The 22,306-nt window shown below is 63.7% G+C and carries 22 protein-coding genes; 16 read left to right on the top strand and 6 right to left on the bottom strand.

Annotated features, from left to right (window positions below; all coding sequences use genetic code 11):
• The first annotated feature begins 45 nt into the window (after positions 1 to 45).
• The 7 genes from ssnA to thpR all read left to right on the top strand — a co-directional run bounded on the left by ssnA (position 46) and on the right by thpR (position 7,189).
• Entirely contained in the window at positions 46 to 1,404 is a 1,359-nt protein-coding gene (gene ssnA / locus IPM84_10405) for a putative aminohydrolase SsnA (GenBank protein ID MBK9093178.1), read from the top strand.
• 13 nt (positions 1,405 to 1,417) lie between these two features.
• Positions 1,418 to 2,407: an alpha/beta hydrolase gene (locus tag IPM84_10400; GenBank protein MBK9093177.1), complete on the top strand. Its 990-nt coding sequence runs from the start codon at positions 1,418 to 1,420 to the stop codon at positions 2,405 to 2,407.
• A gap of 20 nt (positions 2,408 to 2,427) precedes the next feature.
• Positions 2,428 to 2,703 (top strand): hypothetical protein, encoded by a 276-nt coding sequence (locus IPM84_10395; protein MBK9093176.1) that lies wholly within the window; start codon positions 2,428 to 2,430, stop codon positions 2,701 to 2,703.
• A 215-nt stretch (positions 2,704 to 2,918) separates the two neighbouring features.
• Positions 2,919 to 3,911 carry a glycosyltransferase family 2 protein gene (locus tag IPM84_10390; protein MBK9093175.1) on the top strand — a complete coding sequence of 331 codons (993 nt, stop codon included), beginning with the start codon at positions 2,919 to 2,921 and terminating at the stop codon, positions 3,909 to 3,911.
• 1 nt (position 3,912) lies between these two features.
• Positions 3,913 to 4,878 carry a mevalonate kinase gene (gene mvk / locus IPM84_10385; GenBank protein MBK9093174.1) on the top strand — a complete coding sequence of 322 codons (966 nt, stop codon included), beginning with the start codon at positions 3,913 to 3,915 and terminating at the stop codon, positions 4,876 to 4,878.
• Positions 4,879 to 4,886: 8 nt separating this feature from the next.
• Positions 4,887 to 6,236, top strand: a complete 1,350-nt coding sequence (locus IPM84_10380; GenBank protein ID MBK9093173.1) for a UbiD family decarboxylase — start codon at positions 4,887 to 4,889, stop codon at positions 6,234 to 6,236.
• A 320-nt stretch (positions 6,237 to 6,556) separates the two neighbouring features.
• A complete protein-coding gene (gene thpR / locus IPM84_10375) occupies positions 6,557 to 7,189 on the top strand; it encodes an RNA 2',3'-cyclic phosphodiesterase (GenBank protein ID MBK9093172.1) in 633 nt (210 codons plus the stop codon).
• Position 7,190: 1 nt separating this feature from the next.
• Here the strand turns inward: thpR and IPM84_10370 are convergent, their stop codons facing one another.
• The gene (locus IPM84_10370) at positions 7,191 to 8,582 is read right to left on the bottom strand and encodes a hypothetical protein (GenBank protein ID MBK9093171.1); all 1,392 of its coding nucleotides are present in this window, start codon (positions 8,580 to 8,582) and stop codon (positions 7,191 to 7,193) included.
• 167 nt (positions 8,583 to 8,749) lie between these two features.
• Here IPM84_10370 and IPM84_10365 point away from each other — a divergent pair, with 167 nt between their 5' ends.
• From IPM84_10365 to IPM84_10345, 5 genes are all read left to right on the top strand, one after another.
• Positions 8,750 to 10,711, top strand: a complete 1,962-nt coding sequence (locus tag IPM84_10365) for a DUF2723 domain-containing protein (GenBank protein MBK9093170.1) — start codon at positions 8,750 to 8,752, stop codon at positions 10,709 to 10,711.
• A gap of 136 nt (positions 10,712 to 10,847) precedes the next feature.
• Entirely contained in the window at positions 10,848 to 11,288 is a 441-nt protein-coding gene (locus IPM84_10360; GenBank protein MBK9093169.1) for a hypothetical protein, read from the top strand.
• Positions 11,279 to 11,674, top strand: a complete 396-nt coding sequence (locus IPM84_10355) for a hypothetical protein (GenBank protein ID MBK9093168.1) — start codon at positions 11,279 to 11,281, stop codon at positions 11,672 to 11,674. Before IPM84_10360 ends, IPM84_10355 begins: the two co-directional genes overlap by 10 nt.
• 4 nt (positions 11,675 to 11,678) lie before the next feature.
• Positions 11,679 to 12,023, top strand: a complete 345-nt coding sequence (locus IPM84_10350; GenBank protein MBK9093167.1) for a DUF433 domain-containing protein — start codon at positions 11,679 to 11,681, stop codon at positions 12,021 to 12,023.
• Complete coding sequence (locus IPM84_10345; protein ID MBK9093166.1) at positions 12,020 to 12,388, top strand: DUF5615 family PIN-like protein; 369 nt, start codon at positions 12,020 to 12,022, stop codon at positions 12,386 to 12,388. The genes IPM84_10350 and IPM84_10345 overlap by 4 nt, the downstream gene beginning before the upstream one ends.
• A gap of 80 nt (positions 12,389 to 12,468) precedes the next feature.
• Here the strand turns inward: IPM84_10345 and IPM84_10340 are convergent, their stop codons facing one another.
• The 3 genes from IPM84_10340 to IPM84_10330 form a co-directional block, all read right to left on the bottom strand.
• On the bottom strand, positions 12,469 to 12,942 hold the full coding sequence (locus IPM84_10340) for a hypothetical protein (GenBank protein MBK9093165.1): 474 nt from the start codon (positions 12,940 to 12,942) through the stop codon (positions 12,469 to 12,471).
• Complete coding sequence (locus IPM84_10335) at positions 12,939 to 13,340, bottom strand: nucleotidyltransferase domain-containing protein (GenBank protein MBK9093164.1); 402 nt, start codon at positions 13,338 to 13,340, stop codon at positions 12,939 to 12,941. Before IPM84_10335 ends, IPM84_10340 begins: the two co-directional genes overlap by 4 nt.
• 141 nt (positions 13,341 to 13,481) lie before the next feature.
• Positions 13,482 to 13,778: a hypothetical protein gene (locus IPM84_10330; protein ID MBK9093163.1), complete on the bottom strand. Its 297-nt coding sequence runs from the start codon at positions 13,776 to 13,778 to the stop codon at positions 13,482 to 13,484.
• A gap of 91 nt (positions 13,779 to 13,869) precedes the next feature.
• Here IPM84_10330 and IPM84_10325 point away from each other — a divergent pair, with 91 nt between their 5' ends.
• The 4 genes from IPM84_10325 to IPM84_10310 are packed head-to-tail and all read left to right on the top strand — an operon-like array spanning position 13,870 to position 15,164.
• Positions 13,870 to 14,325, top strand: coding sequence for a hypothetical protein (locus tag IPM84_10325; protein MBK9093162.1), 456 nt, complete (start codon positions 13,870 to 13,872; stop codon positions 14,323 to 14,325).
• Entirely contained in the window at positions 14,303 to 14,623 is a 321-nt protein-coding gene (locus IPM84_10320; GenBank protein MBK9093161.1) for an HNH endonuclease, read from the top strand. Before IPM84_10325 ends, IPM84_10320 begins: the two co-directional genes overlap by 23 nt.
• Positions 14,532 to 14,813: a hypothetical protein gene (locus tag IPM84_10315; GenBank protein MBK9093160.1), complete on the top strand. Its 282-nt coding sequence runs from the start codon at positions 14,532 to 14,534 to the stop codon at positions 14,811 to 14,813. Before IPM84_10320 ends, IPM84_10315 begins: the two co-directional genes overlap by 92 nt.
• Complete coding sequence (locus IPM84_10310; protein MBK9093159.1) at positions 14,814 to 15,164, top strand: type II toxin-antitoxin system PemK/MazF family toxin; 351 nt, start codon at positions 14,814 to 14,816, stop codon at positions 15,162 to 15,164. It abuts the gene before it with no gap.
• 693 nt (positions 15,165 to 15,857) lie between these two features.
• On the opposite strand, the gene IPM84_10305 is transcribed toward IPM84_10310, so the two are convergent.
• Positions 15,858 to 16,826, bottom strand: coding sequence for a hypothetical protein (locus IPM84_10305; GenBank protein ID MBK9093158.1), 969 nt, complete (start codon positions 16,824 to 16,826; stop codon positions 15,858 to 15,860).
• A gap of 87 nt (positions 16,827 to 16,913) precedes the next feature.
• A complete protein-coding gene (locus tag IPM84_10300) occupies positions 16,914 to 21,662 on the bottom strand; it encodes a peptidoglycan DD-metalloendopeptidase family protein (protein ID MBK9093157.1) in 4,749 nt (1,582 codons plus the stop codon).
• Positions 21,663 to 22,306 lie beyond the last annotated feature (644 nt).

The following is a 22,306-nucleotide window of genomic DNA, read 5'->3' as shown; positions in this document are numbered from 1 at the left end:
ATACGTGGCAAGCAGAGAGCTTGACCTATTCACATGAGGTTCACGATGCAAACACTCATTACCAACGGTACCGTTATCACCCTGGGCGCGGCCAATCGCATCATCGAGCGGGGGGCTGTCCTGGTGGAAGGGGACGAAATCAGGGCAGTGGGCCAGGCGGCCGAGATGGGGGCCGCTTTCCCGCTTGCGCAGCGCCTGGACGCAGCCGGCCAGCTCATCATGCCCGGCCAAATCTGCGCGCACACCCACTTCTACGGCGCCTTCGCGCGCGGTCTCTACATCCCCGGCGACCCGCCCAAGGACTTCCCCGAAATTCTGCGCCGCTTGTGGTGGACCCTGGACAAGGCCCTGGATGCGGACGGCGTCAGCCTCAGCGCGCTGGTTTGCCTGGTGGACGCCATTCGCCACGGCACCACCACCCTGATTGACCATCACGCCAGCCCCAACGTCATCGCCGGCTCGCTCGATCTGATCGCCGACGCGGTCATCCAATCCGGCCTGCGCGCCTGCCTCTGCTACGAAGTGACCGACCGCGACGGCCCGGCGAAGGCGCAGGCCGGCATCGAAGAGAATGTGCGTTTTTTGCGGAGGATGAGAGAGCAGAGACCGGAGACCGGAGACCGGAGATTGGCCGCCACTTTTGGCCTGCACGCGTCGCTGACGCTGTCGGACGAAACCCTGGCCGCGTGTGTGGACGCGGCCGCGGGCTTGAATACCGGCTTTCATATCCATGCCGCGGAAGGCATGGCGGATCAAAATGACAGCCTCAGCAAGTACGGCCAGCGCACCATTGACCGCCTCGCCAGCCGGGGCATCCTGGGGCCGCAGACGATCGTGGCGCACGCCATCGCCATTGACGCCTGGGAGATGGGCCTGCTGCGCGAGACCGGCGTCTGGGTCTCGCATCAGCCGCGCTCCAACATGAACAACGCGGTGGGCGTGGCCGATGTGCCCGCCATGCTGCGCGGGGGCGTCAAGGTCGTGCTGGGCAACGACGGCTTTTCCAACAACATGTTCACCGAGATGAAGACCGCCTACCTGCTGCACAAGGCCTGGCGCAGCGATCCGCGCGTCGCCACCGGCAACGAGATTGCGCAGATGGCGTGGACCAATAACGCAGCCCTGGCGCGTCAGTTCTTCCCCAAACCGATCGGCGAGCTGACGCCCGGCGCGTACGCGGACATCATCCTGCTCGACTACGCGCCCATCACCCCGCTGACCCCGGCCAATCTGCCCTGGCATGTTCTCTTTGGCGCGGATGGCAGTCACGTCACCACCACCATGGTGGCCGGTCAGTTGCTCATGGTTCAGCGCAAACTGCTCTTCCTGGACGAACAGGCCATCGCCGCACGCAGCCGCGAAGTTGCCGGCCAGACCTGGCAGCGCTTCTGGGCGCTGTCGTAAAGGGGTACAGACCGTGTCCAACCAACAACCCGCCCGCCCGCCTGTGTGGGCGGCCTGGATGGCGAGCCTGTCCAACGGCTTTGTGGGCGACTATTTGCACACCCGCCAAAATGGCCTGGCCATTGAGATGGCTTTCTACCACCAGGGCCGGCCGCTGCCGTTGACGCAGGAAGCCGTGTTAGCCGCGCACCCGTGGCCAACGACCAAACTCTGCATCCTGGTGCATGGCCTGAGTTGTCACGAAGGGATCTGGCTCTATCCTGACCCGACCGACCCTGGGCATGACACCTCGTATGGCGCCTTGCTGCAGAGAGATTTTGGTTACACGCCATTTTTTGTGCGCTACAACACAGGGCTGGCGCTGGCGGACAACAGTGCGCGCCTGGCGGTTTTGCTGCATGAACTGCTGGAGTGCTACCCGACGCCGGTGGAGGACATCCTGCTGATCGGGCACAGCATGGGCGGATTGATTCTACGCGGCGCCTGCCATATCGGCGCCCAGCAACAGGCGGCCTGGGTGCTGCTCGTGAGCCAGGTCTTTTATCTTGGCACCCCGCACGAAGGCGCCAGATTGGCCCGCCTGGGAGGCGCGACGACCGCCGTGCTGCACGCCGTGCCTCATCCGATCACCCAGCTCCTGGGCAACGTTCTCGATGTCTGGAGCCAGGGTGTCAAAGATCTGCGCCTGACCCAGCCGCTGGCCGCAGAGATGGGCAGCGACGGCGCGGCCGCGATACAGCCGATGCCCTGGCTCTCCCATTCCCGACATCATCTGATCGTCGGCGCGCTGACCGACGATCCGCAGGATCTCGCAACCCGCCTGTTCGGCGATGGTTTGGTGGCTGTGCCGAATGTCCACCCCCGGCCGCAGGCAGGGGATGGGTCGGCGCCCGTGGCGAAGGACAGCCTCGAAGTTCTACCGCGCACCCACCATCTGCAACTGACCCGCGATCCGGCGGTTTATGCACAGATCAAGCAATGCTGTGAAGATGGCGTGGAATAAGGGCGAGAAAGGACGTGACGATGGATCAGCAAACGCTGCAACAACTGCGCGGTGCCAGCGACCTCGTAACTGAGGGGGTTGACGCGACCGCCGCCGCGATTGGCGAGACTCACCAGGCGATGGCGCAGCGGCAATATGCCGTGTTGACCCGGATTGAGAGCCTCGTGGGCGACGTGACCGCGCTTGAACAGGTGCAGCGCATGATTACCGCGGGCGTCTACCGCACCATTCGCACGGTCAATCGCATCACCGGTAAAGTTGCGACCCGCGTCTGGGATCATCTCGAGGTCAAATAGCCATCATGTCCATTCGACTCTTTCCCGACACCAGCCGTGAAGCCGAGGCCGTCTTGATCGAGCGCATCCGTAGTCTGTCGGGCGCCCAGCGGCTAGCTGTGCAACAGCAGCTCAACGCCCAGATGCGCTGGAGGCATTACAGGTGCCGTATTTGGTAGGTGACTCGTTGGCCAGCACGCTGCAGGGCGCGTCTGCACACCGACTAGGGCAAGCATATGGATTCTGTCAGTATCATCATGAAGGTCTGGAATGCCCAGGCGCATGTGCGCCTCTGCCTGAAGACCTTGTTGCAGCACACCGATGACCCGTTCGAGTTGATCATCATTGACAATCACTCGCGACCAGAGGTGGTGCAGTTCTTGCGCGCCGCCGCCCGCGACGACTCACGAATCCGGCTGGTCGAAAACGCAACCAACGTCGGGCCAGGGCATGCCAATCAGCAAGGTGCGGCCCTGGCGCAGGGCCGCACGATCTGCCTGCTGGATAGCGATGTGCTCGTGCCCCCGCGCTGGTTGACGCGACTGCGCGCGGAGTTCGAGAGCCATCCCGCGGTCAAGCTGCTGGCCCCGCTGAACTATCACCAGACGCTCAGCCATCCTTTCGGGCCTGACAACAGCGCCGCTGCCTGGTTCGCGACCAAGAGGGAGCATCCGCAGTTGGCGCCGCTGCGCCAGTTCCATGCGTTTTCCAGGGGCCTGAGCATCGAAGAGTTCGACGAACTGATGTGCAGCACCCACGGCCGCGAGTTGGCGGCCATGGTGTGCCCGCCCATGTTCATCGGCACCTGTTGCGCCCTGTTGGACGCTGACTTCGTTGCGGCCGCGGGCGGGGTGGCCGATCCCCGGTTCGACGGTTATGGCAGCGAGGATGTGGATCTGTGCTGGCGGATCGCTGAGCAGGGCGGTCAGGTCGCACGCACGACCGCGGTTTATGTGCATCACTTCCACCATGCCAGCCTCATTGATAACGCGCTGGATCCGGAGGCGGCCTTGCGGCAGGCCAATCAGATCCTCTACGCCAAGTGGAAATCGAAGCTGATCGGCCTGGTGCAGGCCGAAATGGCACGGGGGGGGTCGCCCAGGGATTACCTGAGCGCGTATTTCATTTTCCAGCCCCTGTCGCACCACACATCATTCGTTGCGGATCTGCGCGCGGCCACAGGGCGCGCCGACATCCCTGATGACATCATTTGGAAACCCAGGCCGTAACATGTTACACGCTCTCTACACGGCCTCTGCGCCGGGCAAGATCATTCTGATGGGGGAACACGCCGTCGTGTACGGCCGGCCGGCGATGGCAGTGCCCGTCCACCAGGTGCAGGCCACGGCCACCCTGACCGTGCAAGATGGCGCATCCGATCTGTGGATCGCTGCCACCGACCTGGGACAGCGCACGGCGCTGTCCAGCGCGCCGCCCGTGAATCCCCTCGCGCAGGCGGTGCGGCTGACCCTGACTTTTTTGCAGCGCGCCGCGCCTGCCGGTGAGCTGAGCGTCCATTCCACCATTCCCCTGGCCGGCGGCATGGGCAGCGGTGCGGCCGTTTCCACCGCCATCGGCCGCGCCCTGGCCGCCTGGGCCGGGCAAACCATTCCCGCGGCCGACCTGTCGGCCCTGGTGTACGAGGTGGAGCGCCTGCACCACGGCACGCCGAGCGGCATTGACAACACCGTCATTGCCTACGGCCAGCCGGTGTGGTTTGTCAAAGGCCAGCCGCCGCAGCCCTTTGCCATTCCGCACACCTTCTGGCTCGTCATTGCCAGCACCGGCATCGCCAGCCCGACGCGTGAGACGGTGGGAGACGTGCGCCAATCCTGGCTGGCCGACCCGCTGCGCTTCGATGGGCTGTTCGACGACATAGCCGGCCTGGTCAACGCCGGGCGTGCGGCCATGCTGGCGGGCGATTGGCCGCGCCTGGGCGCGCTGTTCTTCCAGAACCAGCGCCTGCTGGCCGAGATGGGCGTCTCAGCCCCCATCCTCGACCGCCTGGTGGACGCGGCCCGGCTGGCCGGCGCGTTCGGCGCCAAGCTCAGCGGCGGCGGCCGCGGCGGCAACGTCATCGCCCTGGTCGAACCGGCGGCCGCTGAGACGGTCGCCGATGCCCTGCGCCAGGCCGGCGCGGCCGCGATCTTCATCACCCCCGTATCCGCCGGCGCGGCGCGCGCGGCGCTCTTGTGAGTCGAACGATGGATCAACGAACTTTTCTGGAACTCGCGACAGCCCAGGGCCAGGTCATCACCATTGACCGGCCGGTTGACCCCCGCCTGGAACTGGCCGCGGTGAGCGGCGCGCTCGAAGATGAAGCGCCGGGCCGCATCGTGCGCTTCCGCCAGGTGATCGGCAGCGACTACGAGGTGGTGACCGGCCTGGCCGCGGACCGCCGCCATTTCGGCCTGGCCCTCGCCTGCCCGCCGGGCGATCTCATCTTTCGCCTGGCCGCGGCCCTGGCCAACCCGCAGCCGCCGCCTGTGCTACCGGCCGGCGAAGCGCCCTGCCAGGAGATCATCGAAGCTGACCCCAACCTGGAAACGATCCCGTTCCTGACCCATTGGGCCAGCGATGCCGGGCCGTACGCGACCGCGGCCGTGCTCTTCACCCGCGATCCGGACACGGGGGCCAACGCCTCGTTTCATCGTATGCTGCGCCTGGGGCCGCGGCAGGCTGCGCTGCGCCTGGTGGAGCGCCGCGGCACCGATAGCGCGCTGCGCAAAACGCCGGGTGACCTGCCGGTTGCCATCTGCATCGGCCTGCCGCTGCACGTCCTGCTGGCCGCGTCCCTGGCGCCGCCGCCGGGCGTGGATGAGCTGACCATTGCCCAGGCCCTGGCGCCCACCCCGCTGACGCGCTGCCTGACCAGCGACCTGCTGGCGCCGGCGGCCGCGGAGGTGGTGATCGAGGGCCGCCTGACGCATCGCCTGGCCGCGGAAGGGCCGTTCGTGGACCTGACGCAAACCCTCGATCTTGTGCGCCAGCAGCCGCTGCTCACAGTGGACTGCATCACCCACCGCCGCCGGCCGTTCTACCATGCGCTCTTGCCCGGACGCCTGGAGCACAAACTCCTGATGGGGATGCCGCGTGAGCCGACGATCTTCAGTGAAGTCAACCGGGTTTGCCGCTGCCTCAATGTCAACATCACGCCCGGCGGCGCCAGTTGGCTGCACGCGGTGGTGCAGATTGACAAACAGGCGCCGGGCGACGGCCTGCGGGCCATCGAAGCCGCGTTCCGGGGGCATGGATCGCTCAAGCATGTGGTGGTGGTGGATCGTGACGTGGATCTGTTCAACCCGGCCGATGTGGAATGGGCCATTGCCACCCGCTTTCAAGCCGGCCGCGGTCTGCATCTCTTTTCGGGTCAGCCCTCCAGCTCGCTCGATCCTTCGGCGCTGCACGTCCCCGGCCAGAAATCACGCTCCGACAAACTGGGCATTGACGCCACCGTGTTCTGGGACACACCGGCCGGGCCATCCGATCCGGCCGCCTATCAGAAAGTGACTTTTCCCCCGGTTGATCTGAGCCGTTACCGAGCCGCCGAATGAATTCGGGGGGGCCGCCCGCCGAATGGAATTCGGGGCGAAGGGGCGTTCCGCCGCAAGCAAGAGCCGCCCGCCGAATGAATTCGGGGCGAAGGGGCGTTCCGCCGCAAGGTCGGCCTGCGCCGACCGGCATTGCGTCCACGCAGGTGGACGCCCGGCGGCACGCCCGTCAGGCGCGATTTCAATCGCTCTGCGCCGACCCGCATTGCGTCCACGCAGGTGGACGCCCGGCGGCACGCCCGTCAGGCGCGATTTCAATCGCTCTTTTCCCCCGGTTGATCTGAGCCGTTACCGCACGGCCAGCCAGGAATGATGGAGTAGAAATGAAAGACACACCAACCTCTCGCCGTCCCGCCGCCCTGCCGTCGCCGCTGCGTACCTTCATCGCGGTGGAGTTGGATGACGAGGCGCGCCGCCAACTGAAAACCCTGCAAATGGCCTTGCAACCCCTTGTGCCGCCAAGCCTGGTGCGTTGGGTGGCCCCAGAGAATGTTCACATCACGCTGAAATTCCTGGGCGACACGCAGCCCGATCAGGTGGCGGCCGTGACCTCAGCCCTGGACGGCATCGGTCCCACGCTGGCGCCCTTTCAGGTGACGCTGGCCGGCCGCGGCTGTTTTCCCAACTTCAGGCGGCCCAACGTGATCTGGGTCGGGCTAGTGGATCATGGGCAGCGCCTGCAGAAGCTGGTTGCCGCGGTCGAACGGAGCGTCTCACCGCTGGGCTGGCCCACCGAGGCGCGACCGTTCAGGCCGCATTTGACCCTGGGCCGCATCAATGACAACGCCACCAGTCGCGAGCGCGGCCTGATAGGCGCCGCGGTTGAGCTGTTCGAGGTGGGCGAACTTTCCACGCTGGCCGTGTCCGCCTGCTACCTCATCCGCAGCGACCTGAAGTCAAGCGGCCCGGTCTACACGGTGCTGAGGGAGGTGAAGCTGGGAGAGCAGCAGATTTGATTCATTTCCTGCGCACGAGGACGGCCAGTGCGCCGAAGGTGAGGGTGGCGAGCAGGAAACTGAAGAGGGCTTCGGCCGCGACGCCGGCCAGTTGGGCCTGCATCTGACCCGGCCAATCGGCCTGCAACCCGACCGCGGGCCACAGGCCGCTGACGCCCTGACCGGCGATGCCCAGGTACGTTTCGGCGCCGACGCCGTTCCAGCCCTGGCCGAAGCGGCCGTCCGCCAGCAGCGCCAGGGCGAGCAGGCCGCTGATGGCGCCGAGGCCGAAGACGCTGACGCTGCCGGTGCGGTCGTCCAGGCGAACCACTTCGGCGAGCAGGTAGGCGAGCAGGGGCGTGAGCAGTCCGCAGAAGGCGCCCAGGGCCAGCGCGGCCCAGGGCGGCACGAAGCCGGCCACGGCCAGGCCACTGACCACGCCAGCCGCCAGGCCGCGGCTGGCCATGAGCGGGTCCGCGTGGCCAGTGGCAAACCAGGTGTAGGCGATGGGGAGCAGGGCGCCGCCAGCGCCGGCCAGCAGCACGTTGACGGCGGCCAGCGCGGGCGCCAGGTGTGTCCAATCGAGCAGAGGGTTGCTGAGCGCCCAGCCCACCGCGCCCACCAACAGCAGCCCGGCGCCGGTGATGGTCAACAGCGGCAAGTGTACGGGCGGCAGGGGCACGATCTCGTCGGGGGCGCGGCGGGCGTGGCGCGGCAGGAAGATCAACATGCCGGCCAGGGCCGCGGCCGCGCCGACGAGGAAGACCGGCCCGGCGTTGGCAAAATCAACCAGGCCATGCCCCAGGCCCAGGTTGCGGCCCAGGTGAGCCAACCAGCCGCCGCCGGCGCTCCAGTTGCCGGTCAGCGGATAGAGCAGGCCGCCGCTGAGCAGGCCGCCCACCAGGGTGACAGGCGCAGGCGCGCGGCCGCGCAGGGCCAGGAGCGGGATCAAGGTGGCCGTGATGACCCAGGGCAGGCGGCTGAGGAAGAGGAGATAGGCGTCTGCAGTGGCGCCGGCGCCCAGCAGGCCAAAGCCGCTCAGCCCGGCCATGCCCCAGCCCGTGCCCCAGCTTTCGTTCAGGGCTGACCACTCCCAGACCAGCCCATCGAAGCCAGGGCGGCTGTCCACCAGGCCGATGCCGCCAAATTGCAGGGCAAAGCCAACGGCCCAGTAGCTGAGCACGGCCAGGCCAACCGCCGCCAGCAGCGTCAGGGTGGCTTGACGGGCCTGTTCCGGCTCCAGCCCGCCGGCGACGAGCAGCGTCAGGCCAATGGGAAGCAGGAGCGCCAGCGCGCTGCTGAAAATGGACAGAACCAGCGCCGCATCCGGGGGCGTCGAAGCGGCTGCGTGCGCAGGGATGGCGACGATCAAACTGGCAAGCAAGGCCAGCAGGTAGCTCCGGCGGAAGCGCATGAGGGCGATCTCCTGACAACGAACGAGATGCGAGACGATGGGTGCGGATGACGATTTTTTCATCTTGCGGCCAAGTGTACCAGAGAATACGCGAAGACCAAAATGAAACCGCCGGAGTACACAAAGATAGGGTACACGGATTGACACAAAGGAGGTAGTAAAGAAACGTGAAGGACCGCGTGATTTCGTGGGGATTGGGGATCGCCAGCCTGGCGCTGTATGTCGCCACGGCCGCGCCGACCGTGGTGACAGTGTTCGACGACAGCCTGGAGTTCCAGGTCGTCCTGCCCACGCTCGGCATCGCCCATCCCACCGGCTATCCGCTCTACACGCTGCTCGGCTGGCTGAGCACACGCCTGCTGCCGTTCGGTGATGCGGCCTATCGCGCCAACCTCTTTTCCGCGCTGACGGCCAGCCTGACGGTGGTGCTGCTCTACCGGCTGCTGCTGCGCGTCGTGGGCGGCCGCATGCCCGCGCTGCTGGCCGCCGCCCTCTTTGCCATTTCCCCCCTGTGGTGGTCGCAGGCCACGCTGGCCGAGGTCTACGCGCTGCACGGGCTTTTTGTCGTGGCCTTGTGGTTGGTGGCCTTCGACGAACGCACCGCGCCCGACGCCGGTCGCTGGGCGCTTCCGGTTGCCGTGCCCATCGCATTGCCCCTGCTCAGCGGCCTGGCCTTGACGCATCACCGCATGACGCTCCTGCTGGCGCCGGGCCTGGCGCTGTGGGTTGGCCTGCGCTGGTGGGACAGCAGGCGGCCAGCGCTGGGATTCAGGCCGGTCGCCTGGCTGAAAGTCGCACTCCTGGCCGCGCTGCTCTTGCTGGCGCCGCTGCTGCTCTACGCCTACGTCTGGCTGCGCGGCCAGGCCATTCCCACCACGGCCGGCGTCTGGCTGAACACCTGGCCCGCGTTCTGGCAGCACATCAGCGCCAGCGCCTATGGCGCGTTCCTGGCCGGTCACAGCGCCAGCCGCGGGGCATCGCCGGACATCGTGCAACTTCTGCTGGCGCAATTCGGCCCGCTCGCTGCCCTGTTGGGCCTGTGGGGGCTGTTCCCCTGGCCGCTGCATTGGCGACGCTGGGCGGCACTGGCGCTGACCCTGGCGATCCAGGCCGCGTTTGCCCTCAGCTACCGCACCGCGGACGCCGAGGTCTTCTTCCTGCCGGTGACGCTGCTCTTTTCACTTTTCGTTGCGGCCGGCCTGGTGCAGGCGCAGGACGCGGCGCTGCTCTTGTTGGCGCAATGGCGACGGGCTGGCCTGCCCTTGCCGGGCAGGTTTGCCTGGTATCGAGCGGCTGTGCAAGCCGCCCTGGCCCTGCTCGTGGCCTGGGTTCCCGTCCATCAGGCCTGGGCTGCGTTGACCGTCGCGCCGCCCGGGCCTCAGATCTGCGAACAGGCGCTGGCGGTGGGCAAACCGCCCGATCTGACGCCCAATCGCCGCGGCGACTGGCGTGTGGCCGATTGCGCGCAGGACATCCTCAGCCAGCCGCTGGAGCCAGGCGCGGCGGTCATCGGCCTGCTGGGCGAGATCACCCTGCTGCGCTACTATCAGCAGACGGCCGGCCAGCGCCCTGATCTGCTCACGCTGGTAGCCGACGCCGAAGACGACCGCCGCGCGGCCGTGCTGGCGACGCTGGCCGAGGGGCGCCCAACCTACCTGCTGCGCCCTCTGGATGGCCTGCTGGCGTCCGGCCTGGCGCTCGATGCGGTTGGCCCGCTGCTGCGGGTGCGCACCACAACGATGGCGCCTGCGCCAGAACCGCCCGCCCTGGCGCAGCCGGTCGCCATCACGCCCCAGGTCGAGATTGCATCCGCGGCCAGTTGGCCGGTATCTGTGCATCAGGGGCGTGTGCAGCGCATCGGCATCGTCTGGCAGGTGACCGCGGTCATCACCGACACCTTGCAGGTCTCGGCGCGGCTGCTCGACGCGGCCGGGCAGATCGTGGCCCAGTACGATGGGGAGCCGGTTCACCGCGCGCGTCCCACCCTCACCTGGCGGCCGGGCGAGCGCATCGTGGATGTCTACGACCTGCCCTTGCAAGGCCAGGGGCCGTTCACCCCGCTGCTCATCCTCTACCGCGCCGCGGACGGCCGGGAAGTGGGCAGGCTGGCCCTGCCGGGCTTCGATTGAGGGATTCGGCGGTGGAGACTGCTGTGCAAAGCCTGGATTTGCTGACCGGTTTGCCGGTTACTCGCTCACCGTGCTATAATCCGGTTGGCGGCGCCCGATTGCTGCCGAGGATACGATAGAAAGCAGGAGACGGACGATGACCTATCAGACGATCACCTTGACGGTGCCGGAGAACCTTTACAAACGCCTGGAGACCCAGGCGCGGGCAGCGGCGCGCTCGGTTGAGGAAGTCGCAGCCAGGGCGTTGACTCGTAGTCTGCCGCCGCCGGTCGAAGCCGACCTGCCGCCGGCCCTGCGCGCCGAGTTGAAGGCGATGAGCCATCTGTCCGACGAGACCCTTTGGCAGATTGCTGATAGCACGATGAACCCGGACAAGGTGGCGCTGCATGAGGTGCTGCTAGAACGCAATCAATCCGGCGCCCTCACTCCCGAAGGCCGGCAGTGGTTGACCCGCCTGCGCGAAGAGGCCGACGCCCTGATGCTGCGCAAGGCTCACGCCTATATCCTGCTGCAAAGTCGCGGCCACAAACTGCCCTCTCTCGAAGAACTCCACTCGCGCCTCAGAGTATTACATTGACACTACCGGAAATCATCTATGAGCGGCTCAGACAAGCGGCTCTGGCCATGCGTCTACCGCTTGACGATGTATTGGTACATGCGCTTCAAGTGGGGAGTCCTCCCAGTTGGGAAGATGCGCCAGCGCAGTTTCAGCCTGACCTGGCGGCTCTAGATCGGCTGAGTGATGATGATTTGTGGCGTATCATGCGCAGCACGCAGCTCAACCAGAACTGGTCACGCCATCATGAACTGCTGGAAGAAAACGCCAACGGAACGATCACGCCCAGCGGTCGAGCTGAACTCGAACGATTACGAACTGAGGCCGATCGCTTTGTCTTGCGCAAGGCTCATGCAGCCGCGTTGCTGCGTTGGCGTGGACAGCATGGTTTGCACAATACGAGGTGACACAATGCAACTGGAAGACTATTTCGCTTTCCTGGCGCCTGATGACATTCGTGTAAAGGGGACGCGCATCGGCATCGAGACGATTTTGACCGATTACCTGGAACTTGGCTTGTTTGCCGAACAGATCGCAACGCGCTACCCATCCCTCTCGGTCGAGCAGGTGTACGCCACTCTGACCTATTACTGGCGCAACCGCGCCCAGGTAGACACCTACCTGCGTCAGGTAGATCAGGAGATCGAGCAACAGCGCCACCAACAAGATCAGCACCCGTCTCCGGCTGTGCAACGCCTGCGTGAACTGGCGCGGCTACGCGACCAGCAGCGCGGTATGGTGGCCACGCCCGCATGAGTACGATTTGCTTCTTGCTCGACGAGCATGTCCCGCCGTTTATTCAGGCGCAACTGGCACGGCTGGAACCCAATCTGCGCGTATACATGATCGGTGATGATCTTGCGCCAGTGCGAGGCACACCCGATCCCGACGTTTTGCTTTGGATCGAAGCCCACGGCTGTTTGCTGGTCACCAATAATCGCGCCTCCATGCCGGGTCATCTCGCAGACCACCTGGCTCTCGGCCACCATGTTCCTGGCATCATTCAGTTGCCACGACGTATGAACATTCGCGCTGTCCTTGACGATCTATGGCTTATCTGGGCCGCGGCCCGGCCAGATGAGTTCCAGGATCAGATCGTTCACCTGCAGCTACAACGGTAATAAGCGCGACCCATTGTGACCGGGCTACCTCCTCTCGAAGAACTCCATTCCCGTCGGCCACGACTTCAACCTGCGTTCCTTTACGCGACTTGCTCCAGAAACTCAGCAAACGCGGTCAATTCTTGCGCGACGCGCGCCATCGTCGGCGCCAATTGTTTGACCAGCACGCCGATCTGCTCCGGATCCAGATTGTAGGTGTAAACGTTGCGCACGACGTGGCGGAAGCCGCGATAGCGATCCAGGCGCTCGCGTGTCTCCTGGCTCAAGACCGGCGGTCGGACACCGGGAATCTCAGCCGCCATCTGGCGCAGCAATTCATCATGCCAATGCGCGCCGCCAGGCTTCGCCTGGTCTACGCCATCCGCAATGATTTCCAGCAGGCGCTCCAACCCGGCGTAGAACCCATGCAGATTCAGAGCCGTCGCGTCCACATAGTAATCGTCGCTAGATGTCAACGCCTGCTGCCAGATCCGGTCGGTGCGCTCGACCACGCGCGCCAAATCCTGTGACTCCGCGCGAATCCGTCCCGCAATCGTGCGATAGATGCCATTCATAGAATCACTCCCTCGCGCGCGATACTTTCGCGCAACGCCGCCTTGCAGCGTTCCACCGCGACAAGATCCACTTTGAACTCGGGCGATAGGTCTTGCAGCCTGGCAACGGCCGTGAAGTAGTCATCGGGCGCCAGGCCACGGGCGGCCAGGTCAATATCCGACGTGGCGGTGAACCAATGACCGTGGACGGTCGAGCCGAACACGACGACCTGTGTCGCGCCGAACTGTTCCTTCAGTAAGGCCGCCGCCTGCTGCGCCACTTCTTGGGCGCGCGCCCGCCGCGCGGCCAGCTCGCGCATCGCTTCTGTTGCGCGGCGCTGCGCCGTGGCGCGATAGACGGCCATCGCCGCCGGACTGGGATCGGGCGTGCTGATAGTCGCTGTGGCTGTTTCTGACATTGTCTCATCTCCGGTCTGCCTGGGCTGGCAGATGCGCTTACAGATCACTGCTGGGAGCATTCTAGCATCCCGTGGAAGGGCTGGCAAGCCGCAACATAGGCTGCGGCGCGGCTCGTGTCCCCGTGTGTCGGAGCCGGGCCATTACTCCGTCCACAGCGGCGTCCCGCCCGTCGCGGCATCGTACAGGCGGAAGATGATACTGTAGGCGCCGGTCAGCGGCGCGTCGGCCGCGTCCGCCAGCCGGCCCTGGTACGCGATCGTGCCGGTGGAGGCGGCGGCAGGCGCGGTTTTGGTGCGCGCCAACCGCAGCGCGCCGGCCGTCTGCGCGGCGACCAGCAGGGTGAAGATCACGTTGCCGGGGGTCGGCAACAGGCGCCGCAGCCGACCAAGGCCATCGGGCAGTGGGATGCGCAGGTTGAGATAACGTCGAGTTGACATCGGGAACTCCTTTCGAGAAGCGAATTGGCGTTTCATACCAGATTGCGGTATACTCTGTTCCGCATTATCGTCAATGTCTGGAGCAGCAGCGATGTTAGAACAAACGATTACGGTCAGATTAGCGCCTCCGCTCATAGCCAAGCTCAAACGCGCCGCCGAGCTGACCTACCGCTCGGTGGATGAAGTGCTCGCCAACACCATCAACGCGACGCTGATCGCGCCGCCGGGCTTGCCAGACGACCTGGCCGGCGAATTGGCCGCCATGCGGTTGTTGAGCGATCGGGCCTTGCAGGCGGCGACGCATCCTTCCCTCGCGCCGGCCCAGCAATATCGCCTGCGACAGCTCAATCAGGCGGCTGGCACGCGCGCGCTGGCCCCAACGGAGGCCGCCGAACAGACCGCGCTGCTGGCTGCCCATCATCGCTCCGTCCTCCGCCGGGCCCAAGCGTTGGCGATCCTGGCCGAACGCGGGTACCCTGTGCGCCCGACGCCATTCGACGCGTCGCCCACGGATGACGAGGCCGATGATTCCGAAGCCACTGCGTGAATTGGTCCGCCAGCGGGCGCAAGGCCGCTGCGAATACTGCCAGACGTCCGAGTGGCTCAACGGGCTGCCCGGTGAGGTGGATCACATCTTCCCACGCGCCCTGGGCGGCCCGACGGATGCGGACAACCTGTGTTTCGCCTGCTCCTCATGCAACGGTTACAAGACGAGGCAAATTGCGCATCGGGCGGGGAAAGGCGCTGAAGATCATGGCTCAACTTACTGGCTATACACTGGTCAAAATCCCCGGAGCTTTAGTGACCGAGATCCGGAGTGTGCAACCGGACGCCAATCTGGATAGTTTCATCCATCAGGCGGTGCAGGCGTACATTACGGCCGGCCGGCGGCGCCAGTTGCCGCAGCAACTTGCCAGAGATTACGATGCTTTGGCCGCGATGTACTCCGAACTATCCGCCGAGTTGTCCGACGAAGTCTGGCTGCCGGCCGAAAACGCGGCCCTGCTCCAGACCGAAAAGAACTTGGCGGCCTGAATGCATCTTCACCGCGGCGATGTTTTCATGGCGAACCTCGATCCGGTCGTCGGCTTCGAGCAGGCCGGCACGCGCCCCGTTCTGGTCGTGCAATGCGATCAAGCCAACGAACGCATCCCAACCGTCACCGTTGTGCCGTTGACCTCGAACCTGCGCGCCGGTCGCTTCTTATTCACTGTGCCTATCCCTGCGGCCGAATCGGGATTGACAGTAGATGGTGTGGCCCTGGTGTTCCACATCCGCACGTTGGATCAAACACGTTTGATCCGCAAGTTGGGACACCTCAATCCGCAAACGCTGGCGCGGGTGGATCAGGCTTTGGCGCTCCATCTCGGCTTGCCACTGCTCTGATCAACCTCCCCTCCCTGCGCAGCGACCGCCTTCGCGCCACTTCGCGGCTTCGTGATCCGCACCCTTCACCTCCTCCAGCCGCACCCCCGCATACCCCTTGCGCGGCGCGTGCGAAGCGTTTGGATCGCGGAGGCGCGAAGGCCCACGAAGGTCGCGAAGCACGAAGACCACGAAGTCCCACCCGCGGCGACCGCCTTCGTGCCTTCGCGTCACTTCGCGGCTTCGTGATCCAAATCCGCTCGTCATCGCGCCACCTCCCGAATGACGAGCGCCCGTATCCCCAGAAGCCTGCGAGAACAAATCGCCGCCGAAGGCGGTCATCGGTGTGGCTATTGCCTGACGAATATCTTGTCAAAGCGCGGCGCCGTTGGGTGATGGCCGGCTGGCACCCCACGCAGGAATGAGCTTCTGTATTCACCTCGCAGCTTCGTACTCCAACCCCTTCACCTCCTCCAGCCGCACACCCGTATAGCCTTTGCGCGTTGCGCTCAGCCGCCAGGCGAAGCGCACGTCTGGGTCACCGTTCCAGGATTTGACTACGAAGTAATCGTTGCCAATCTCCGCCACGTATAGGTTGGCCGACCTTCATTGCTGCCATCATTGATCCAAATAGTAGAAGAGAGATCTTGAATCCTTCGTCGTTTTACCTTATGTGGATGCAAACTCGCATGCCTCCAAAGCAAACGCCAAAACTCAGATTCCTGCAGTGACAGTGCATTTTCGGCCGAAGCGCCCGGAGTCGCCCAATACTCCGAAGTACACGTTGATGCTTTGTCCCTCGCCTCTGTATATAATGCGAATCGTGAGACTACCACCGCCGAAATCTTGAAGCCGCCCATGGAGGATGTAGTTGTCCCAGTGATTGCTGAAGATATGGGTTGGCGTCAGGTTCAGGTCTCCGCCTGGAGTGACCTGCAGAACCACAGATCCGGCTATACCGTTCGTTGCATCAGTGGAAGCGATAAAGGAGCAGTAGAACGCAATATCGCCCGCAGGTACTTGCTGCAAATTGAACTCACTCAGTATTCTAGTTTCGCTGGACAGTGTCTGCACGTAGCCATTGTCATTGAGATAGTAAGTCACGGCACTCTGTTTCTGGCTGGTCACCGCCTGATCCGCGATCTTCCCCGTCGTCACACTCCCATCCGGCACCGTCAGCGCCTGCACGGCGAACGGCACGCTGCCGAGTTGCACGCGCGGCGCCATCTCATCATCCGTGCCGACGGTGATGCCGAGCCAGAGGGTGTTGTTGCCGGTGACAACGGCCTGCGGGATGGGCGTCAGGCTGCCGAGCATGACGTTGAAGAGACCGTCGCTGACCTGCACGCCGTTCTGGCCGGTCCACTGCTCTTCCCACAGCGGCGCGCCGCCGCTGGCGGCATTGTAGAGGCGGAAGATGATGCTGTAGGCGCCGGTCAAGGGCGAGCCGCCGGCATCGGCCAGGCGGCCCTGGTAGGCGATGGTAGTGGTCGAAGGGACATTCGGCCCCAGCAGGCGCAGCGGCAGCGCGCCGGCTGATGAAGCCCATAAGAGCAAACCGATCATCAGCAGGGTAAACAGGACGTTGCCTGGGGTGGGTAAGAATCGGCGCATGGCGTCTCGATTCCATTGCAGCCGCGGCCACGGAATGGCCAGATCAAAATGGATGTGCTTGCGGTCCATGATTCATGCTCCTCTCATGCAAGAAAGTTGGCTCACCTGGGATGCGATGCGGCCGGAAGCGTCGCAGCGCATCCCAGAATCAGTTGCTTACTGCGAACAACTGCCGCCCCAGCGTGCGGCGTACCACATGATGTCTACAATGGTCACCAGATTGTCGCCATTGCGGTCGTAGGGCAGTCCGGCGCTCTGCTGCCAGCGGCTGGCTTCGGCCTGCAGGTCGGCGACAGTGATGAGGTCATCGCCGCCGGCCAGATCGCAGCCAGGCGGCGCATAGGCGGGATACGGCTCGCTCCAGTTGCCCACCATGTCCTTGACCTGCACCCAGACCACGGCTTGTTCGTCGAAGGTCCAGGCGACGGTTGGCGTGTAGGGCATGGTGACGACGCCGTCGAGCAGCAGGGGATCATTGCTCAGGCGCATGATTCCCACGCCGGCGCTTTGCCCGGCCAGACCGTCATAGGCCAGGATGGTCACGGTGCGCGTGAGGGTGTTGCCGGGCGCCACTTCGACATATACCAGCGGCGGCGAGATGTCGGCGAGGAGGATGTCGCTGTAAACCTCCGAGCCATTGCCGGCCACATCCCGGTACTGCGCATAGAGCGTGATGACCGACTGGGCGGTCAGCGACACAGGCCAGGTTACGGTCGTGGTGTATGGCACCCAGGGCGCAGCACCAAACCCAGGATCGGTGCTCAGCCGCATGTCTTGCACGCCACTCAGGTTATCTTCCGCACCCAGGTAGACCGTCGTCGTGATGGTGTCCGGCCCCACGATCCGCTGGCCAATGGCGATGCCACCCAAGGGGGGCAACGTATCCAAGGCAAAGCTGGTGTTGGCCACGGTCGAGATATTGCCAGCGCTGTCGCGGAAGCGGGCGTAGACCGTCTTGATCCCGTCGCCTCCCGCGGGCGTCCACGGTCTGAGCGCCGAGTACGGCTCCCAGGTAGTGTCGGTGAAGGCGGCGTTGGCGCTGATCTGCATCTCGGCCAGGCCGCTGTTATCGTCCGAAGCGATCACGTAGATGGGCACCGTGCCATCCTGCCGCGGTTCGGCATAGGGAGCGGCCTGGGATGGGCGCGGCGTGATCCAATTGAGATCGCCAAACGAGGCCGGCTGCGAGGCGTCTGCCGGCTGCTGGCCCCGCGCCATGGCGCTGCGCAGAACCAACTGCTCCTCCCCCACGGCCAACTGCCCAATGGGCGGGTTGGGATCGAGGATGATGTCATCGAAGTAGGTGGCATGGATGACGCCGTTGACGTCCTTGAAAGCGGCGTACACGAAGCGCGGCAGCACATACTGCCCGTAGCTCGTAATCGTCCAGTCCCTGGTTTCGGCATAAGGCTCCCAGACTGCGCCGCCAAACCCGCCGTCGTTGCTGACCTTCATCTCTACGGCACTCGGTGAACAAAGCGTCAGTGTGACCGCGGTGCTGTGGGTGAAGGAGTCACCGTCATTGATGCTGACCGTCGAGAACTCGCAGCGCGGGGTGGGCGTTGGCGTCGGTGTGGGGGTCGGCGTTGGGGTTGGCGTTGGCGTACCCATCGGCAGGCCAGCCGCCAGGAAGCCGGGCTGATGGCGATGATTCTGGCTCTGCAGGGTCGTTTCGTTATTGGGCAGCCCCGGCTCGCCCAGAGTACCCTGCAGGCTGTAGAGCGTGGAGGTCATCGGGTGCGAGCCGTTGCCGGAGGCGAAGATGCCGTTGATGAACTGGAACTCGTCGTGCCCCGGCTCGATGATCGGCAACGCCTGGCTGCCCGCTTCGTAGCCCCCCTGGAAGAAGTAGTGGGTGCTCGAGATGCGCGGGGAGTCGAGGATTTGGCCCAGGGTACCCCGACCGCTGTAGAGGGTGGAGGTGTAGGCGCCGCTGCCTGCGCTCAGCGCATGATCGAAGAGACGGTAGCTCAGCGAGCGCGGCTGCTGTGGATTGACATCCAGGTAGACGGTGTGCGAGATCACGTCTGAGGTCAGGCCGACGCCGTCACGCACCTGCACGTACACCGGCCACCACTGCCGGCTGATTCCTGGGATGGTCCAGGGGCGCTGCGTGGCGTAGGTCTCCCAGGGTGTCCAGGCCGCACCATCGCCCGAAATCCGCATCTCCTGCACGCCGCTGCCGGCGTCCGCAGCCGTGATGTCGAGGGTGATCAGGGTTTGGGTGGTCTGCGTGACGCCGCCGTTAATCGTGAAGTCCACCGTAGGCGGCGCATTGTCGTAGCGCAGGACAAAGCCGGTTGTCCAATCTTCGGCCTCGTTGTTGACGTTATCCCGGCTGCGCAGACGCAGGTAGCCGGTGCAGGCGGCGCTGCTGCCACACAGCGGCGTCGCAGAGGCGAAGCTGTTGGCCGGGCTGAAGCTGCTGCTGGTGCCGGCAGGGTTATCTCCCCAGTACACGGAATAGCCCTGGATGCCCGAACCTTCGTCGTGCGGCGCGGGCCAGGTGAAATTCGGCGTGCTCGTGACGTTTTGCCAGACATCGTTGGCGATGCCGGCGGCGTGGGTGATGCCGCTGGGGTTCTCCGGGGGTGTGCCATCGTAGCGGAAGTTGTGCAGTGTGGCCCACGGCGTCCAGTTACCGGCCACATCACGCACACGGCCGCGCAGGAAATAGCTGCCGGTATGCACCCCACCTGGCTGCGGGGTCCACGTGCGCGGCTCGGCTGCCAGGAAGGTCTGATACGCCGTGCCGTTGGGATCCTCGCCGAAGTAGAGTTGATAGCCCCACACCCCGGAGGTGGGATCGCTCGAGGCGTTCCAGGTGAAGGTCGCCACGTTGTGATCGCGCTGCCACTGACCATTGACCACAGAGTGGGTCTCGACCACGCCGGATAGCGAACTGGGGGGTGTCTGGTCAATCTGGAAGTTGACCGTCCGACTGCTTTCCTGGTTGCCCACATTGTCCAGGGCGTAATACTCGACGCTGTGGCTGCCGTCGGTGCCGACCACGAAGCTGGCATCGCTGCCGCTGACCGTCTGCCAGCCGCCGTTATCGAGCCGGTAGCGCACCTGGCTGACCCCGCTGCGCGCCCGGCCCGTATTGCCATCGTCCGCGTGCAGGCGCACGGTCACCGCAGTGGTGAACCAGGTAGGCCAGTTCGCGGGGTTGGCCTCGTTGTTGAAGCTGACGGTTGTCACAGGGGGAGCCAGGTCAATGCGCAGATCGAGATGGCGGCTGGCCGCGTTTTGATTCAGGTTATCGTAGGCCACGAAGTAGACGTCGTTCTGGCCGGCCATGTCGGTGCGTGTCAGCGACCAGGTGTTGCCATTGGTCTGGTTGGGGCCGCTGCCGGCATTGTCGCAGTTGTCACAGCGGAACTCGATACGGTTGAGCTGGCCTTCGGGGTCGTTGGCCGTGCCGGCGAAGGCCCAGGTGCGGTCACGGCTGCTGATCTGACCGGCCGTGCTACCGTTGGCGGTGTTGAAGGAGATAGAGGGGGGCTGGTTGGGCTGCTGAATGGTGAAGTGCCAGGTGGTGCTCCAGCCGCTCTCAGCGCCATAGTTATCCCTGGCCTTGACGTGCCATTGGTAACCGTAATACTGGCCATCCAGATTGCCAGGTCGCCAGCAGGTGCTGCCAGTCCAGCCGCTGTTGGCGTTGACTGCGCTGCCGTAGACTTCGGCGTAGAACTGCACCGAGTCGCCGTCGGGATCGCCGTTGTTGTTCCAACACAGCTGCGGCGCACGACCGTCAGTGGCGACATGCCCATCACCAGGGCTCTGGAGAGATGGCGTGTTCGGTGCGTGATTGTCGCCGCAGTTCGGTACGTTGAAGACCTCAAACGACGAGACAGCATCATTCAGACTGGCGCCGTTGTTGAACTGATTGCCGCCAAAGTTGTCGTCGTTGCTGTTGCGGCAGGCCCAGCCGCCGCCGCGGTCGCCGTGCTCGAAGAGTTTGACCGACCAGCCGGAAGGGACACGTACGGAGGATGCGCGGTTGTTGAAGCCGCCCACATTCTGCCAGCCGGTTGAGTCGCGGCGCACCCACCCGCTGCCTTCGCCTTCGTTGGCGCACTGGTACTGCCAGTCTTTGTAGAGGATGACGCCGCCGGAGGTGGGGCAGGTGGGTGGAACGCCGCAATCGAGCGGCTGTCGTTCATTTGAACTATCTTGTGCAACCAGTGAAACACAGGCGTTGAACCGTATTTCTGGGGCGTAATTGAACGAGTTAATTTGTACGACATGATTCACGGTGCCAAATTCTCGGTTTCTGTAAGCCGAGATTCGCACGGAGCCTGTGGGTGCCACCGGAAACATGTATACTCCGTCCCTATTGGTTGCTGTCTCCAAAGTATAGTTACCGCCTACCAGTGATACAAATGCACCACCAACTGCCTGTCCACTGCCACTCTTAACTATTCCTCCTGTCCCACCAAAGTTACTTGAGGGCGGCAAAGTGGCTCCACAATCATCTCGCCATAGGCATGTTGATGTTGCACTCCACGGATCGGCATAGCGCCCTTTCCATCCATACGGATCTACCTTTTGATTGTTGAGAGTCACTCCAAAATGCAAATGCGGGCCCGTAGAACAACCGGTACTGCCGCTAAGGCCAATTTGGTCGCCTTCTGTAACAGGCCCGTTGTCGATATCGATAAGGCTCAAATGCCAATACTTTGTCTTGTAGCCACTTCCATGATCAATGATGACTGCATTGACATTAGGACATCCGTCTCCGAAATTCCAGTCTCGATAAACAGTGGCTGTGCCGCTTGCTGCAGCAACAACAGCAGCTGTTCCAGTATTATAATCAATGCCATCATGCCCATCATAGCAATTGAATCCGAATGTGCATTGCTCATTTGCCGGGTCGGTACGACGGTCGCCATTATAAATCACAATAGAACCGTTTGTTGCATAGGTGGGTGATTCATGATCAAACCAAGAATTCACGTCATAATTGCGATATCCGCCATTGAACGGCTTGCGTAGAATTGGAGTTACTGCTGGTGAGTACTTAACAATAGACTGCATGGGGTCACCAATTAGTCTATCGTAGACCTGAAGGAACCTTCCTTGGTGCCCTCCGACTAGCAACTGCCAATGTTCTTGATCTAGCCCCATCTCAGCCATGGTCATTTGCAGTGCATAGGTACCCGAATTGATATCTTTCGGAATAGCCAATGCACTTCCGTCTTGGAAATGAATTTCTTTATCAGAAGCCAAGCCAAGTTCGTGTACGTAAAAATTACGGCTCAATGCTTTGGCAACTCTGGAGAGTTGGGCAGGCAGACCTTGCAACTCAGATTTAACGGAAGGAAGTGCGATCGTTATGCCGTCCAGCGAAGCGGTTTCTGGTTCAACAGATCCCGTGGCTACCAACAACACCCATAAGATGAATGGGTTAATGTCGTAATCCCGACCTTGAGCTGATAGAATTACAACATCAGCCAATGGATACCGTTCTTTACCTATTGTCATAGTCTGACCAATCAAGAGTGGAGCGGTATCACGGATCAGACTCTCAATTGTCGATTTATCGG

The sequence above is a fragment of the Candidatus Amarolinea dominans genome, from assembly GCA_016719785.1.
GTDB classification, from domain to species: Bacteria; Chloroflexota; Anaerolineae; order SSC4; family Amarolineaceae; genus Amarolinea; species Amarolinea dominans.
This window is presented reverse-complemented; position numbering and strand designations above follow the sequence as displayed.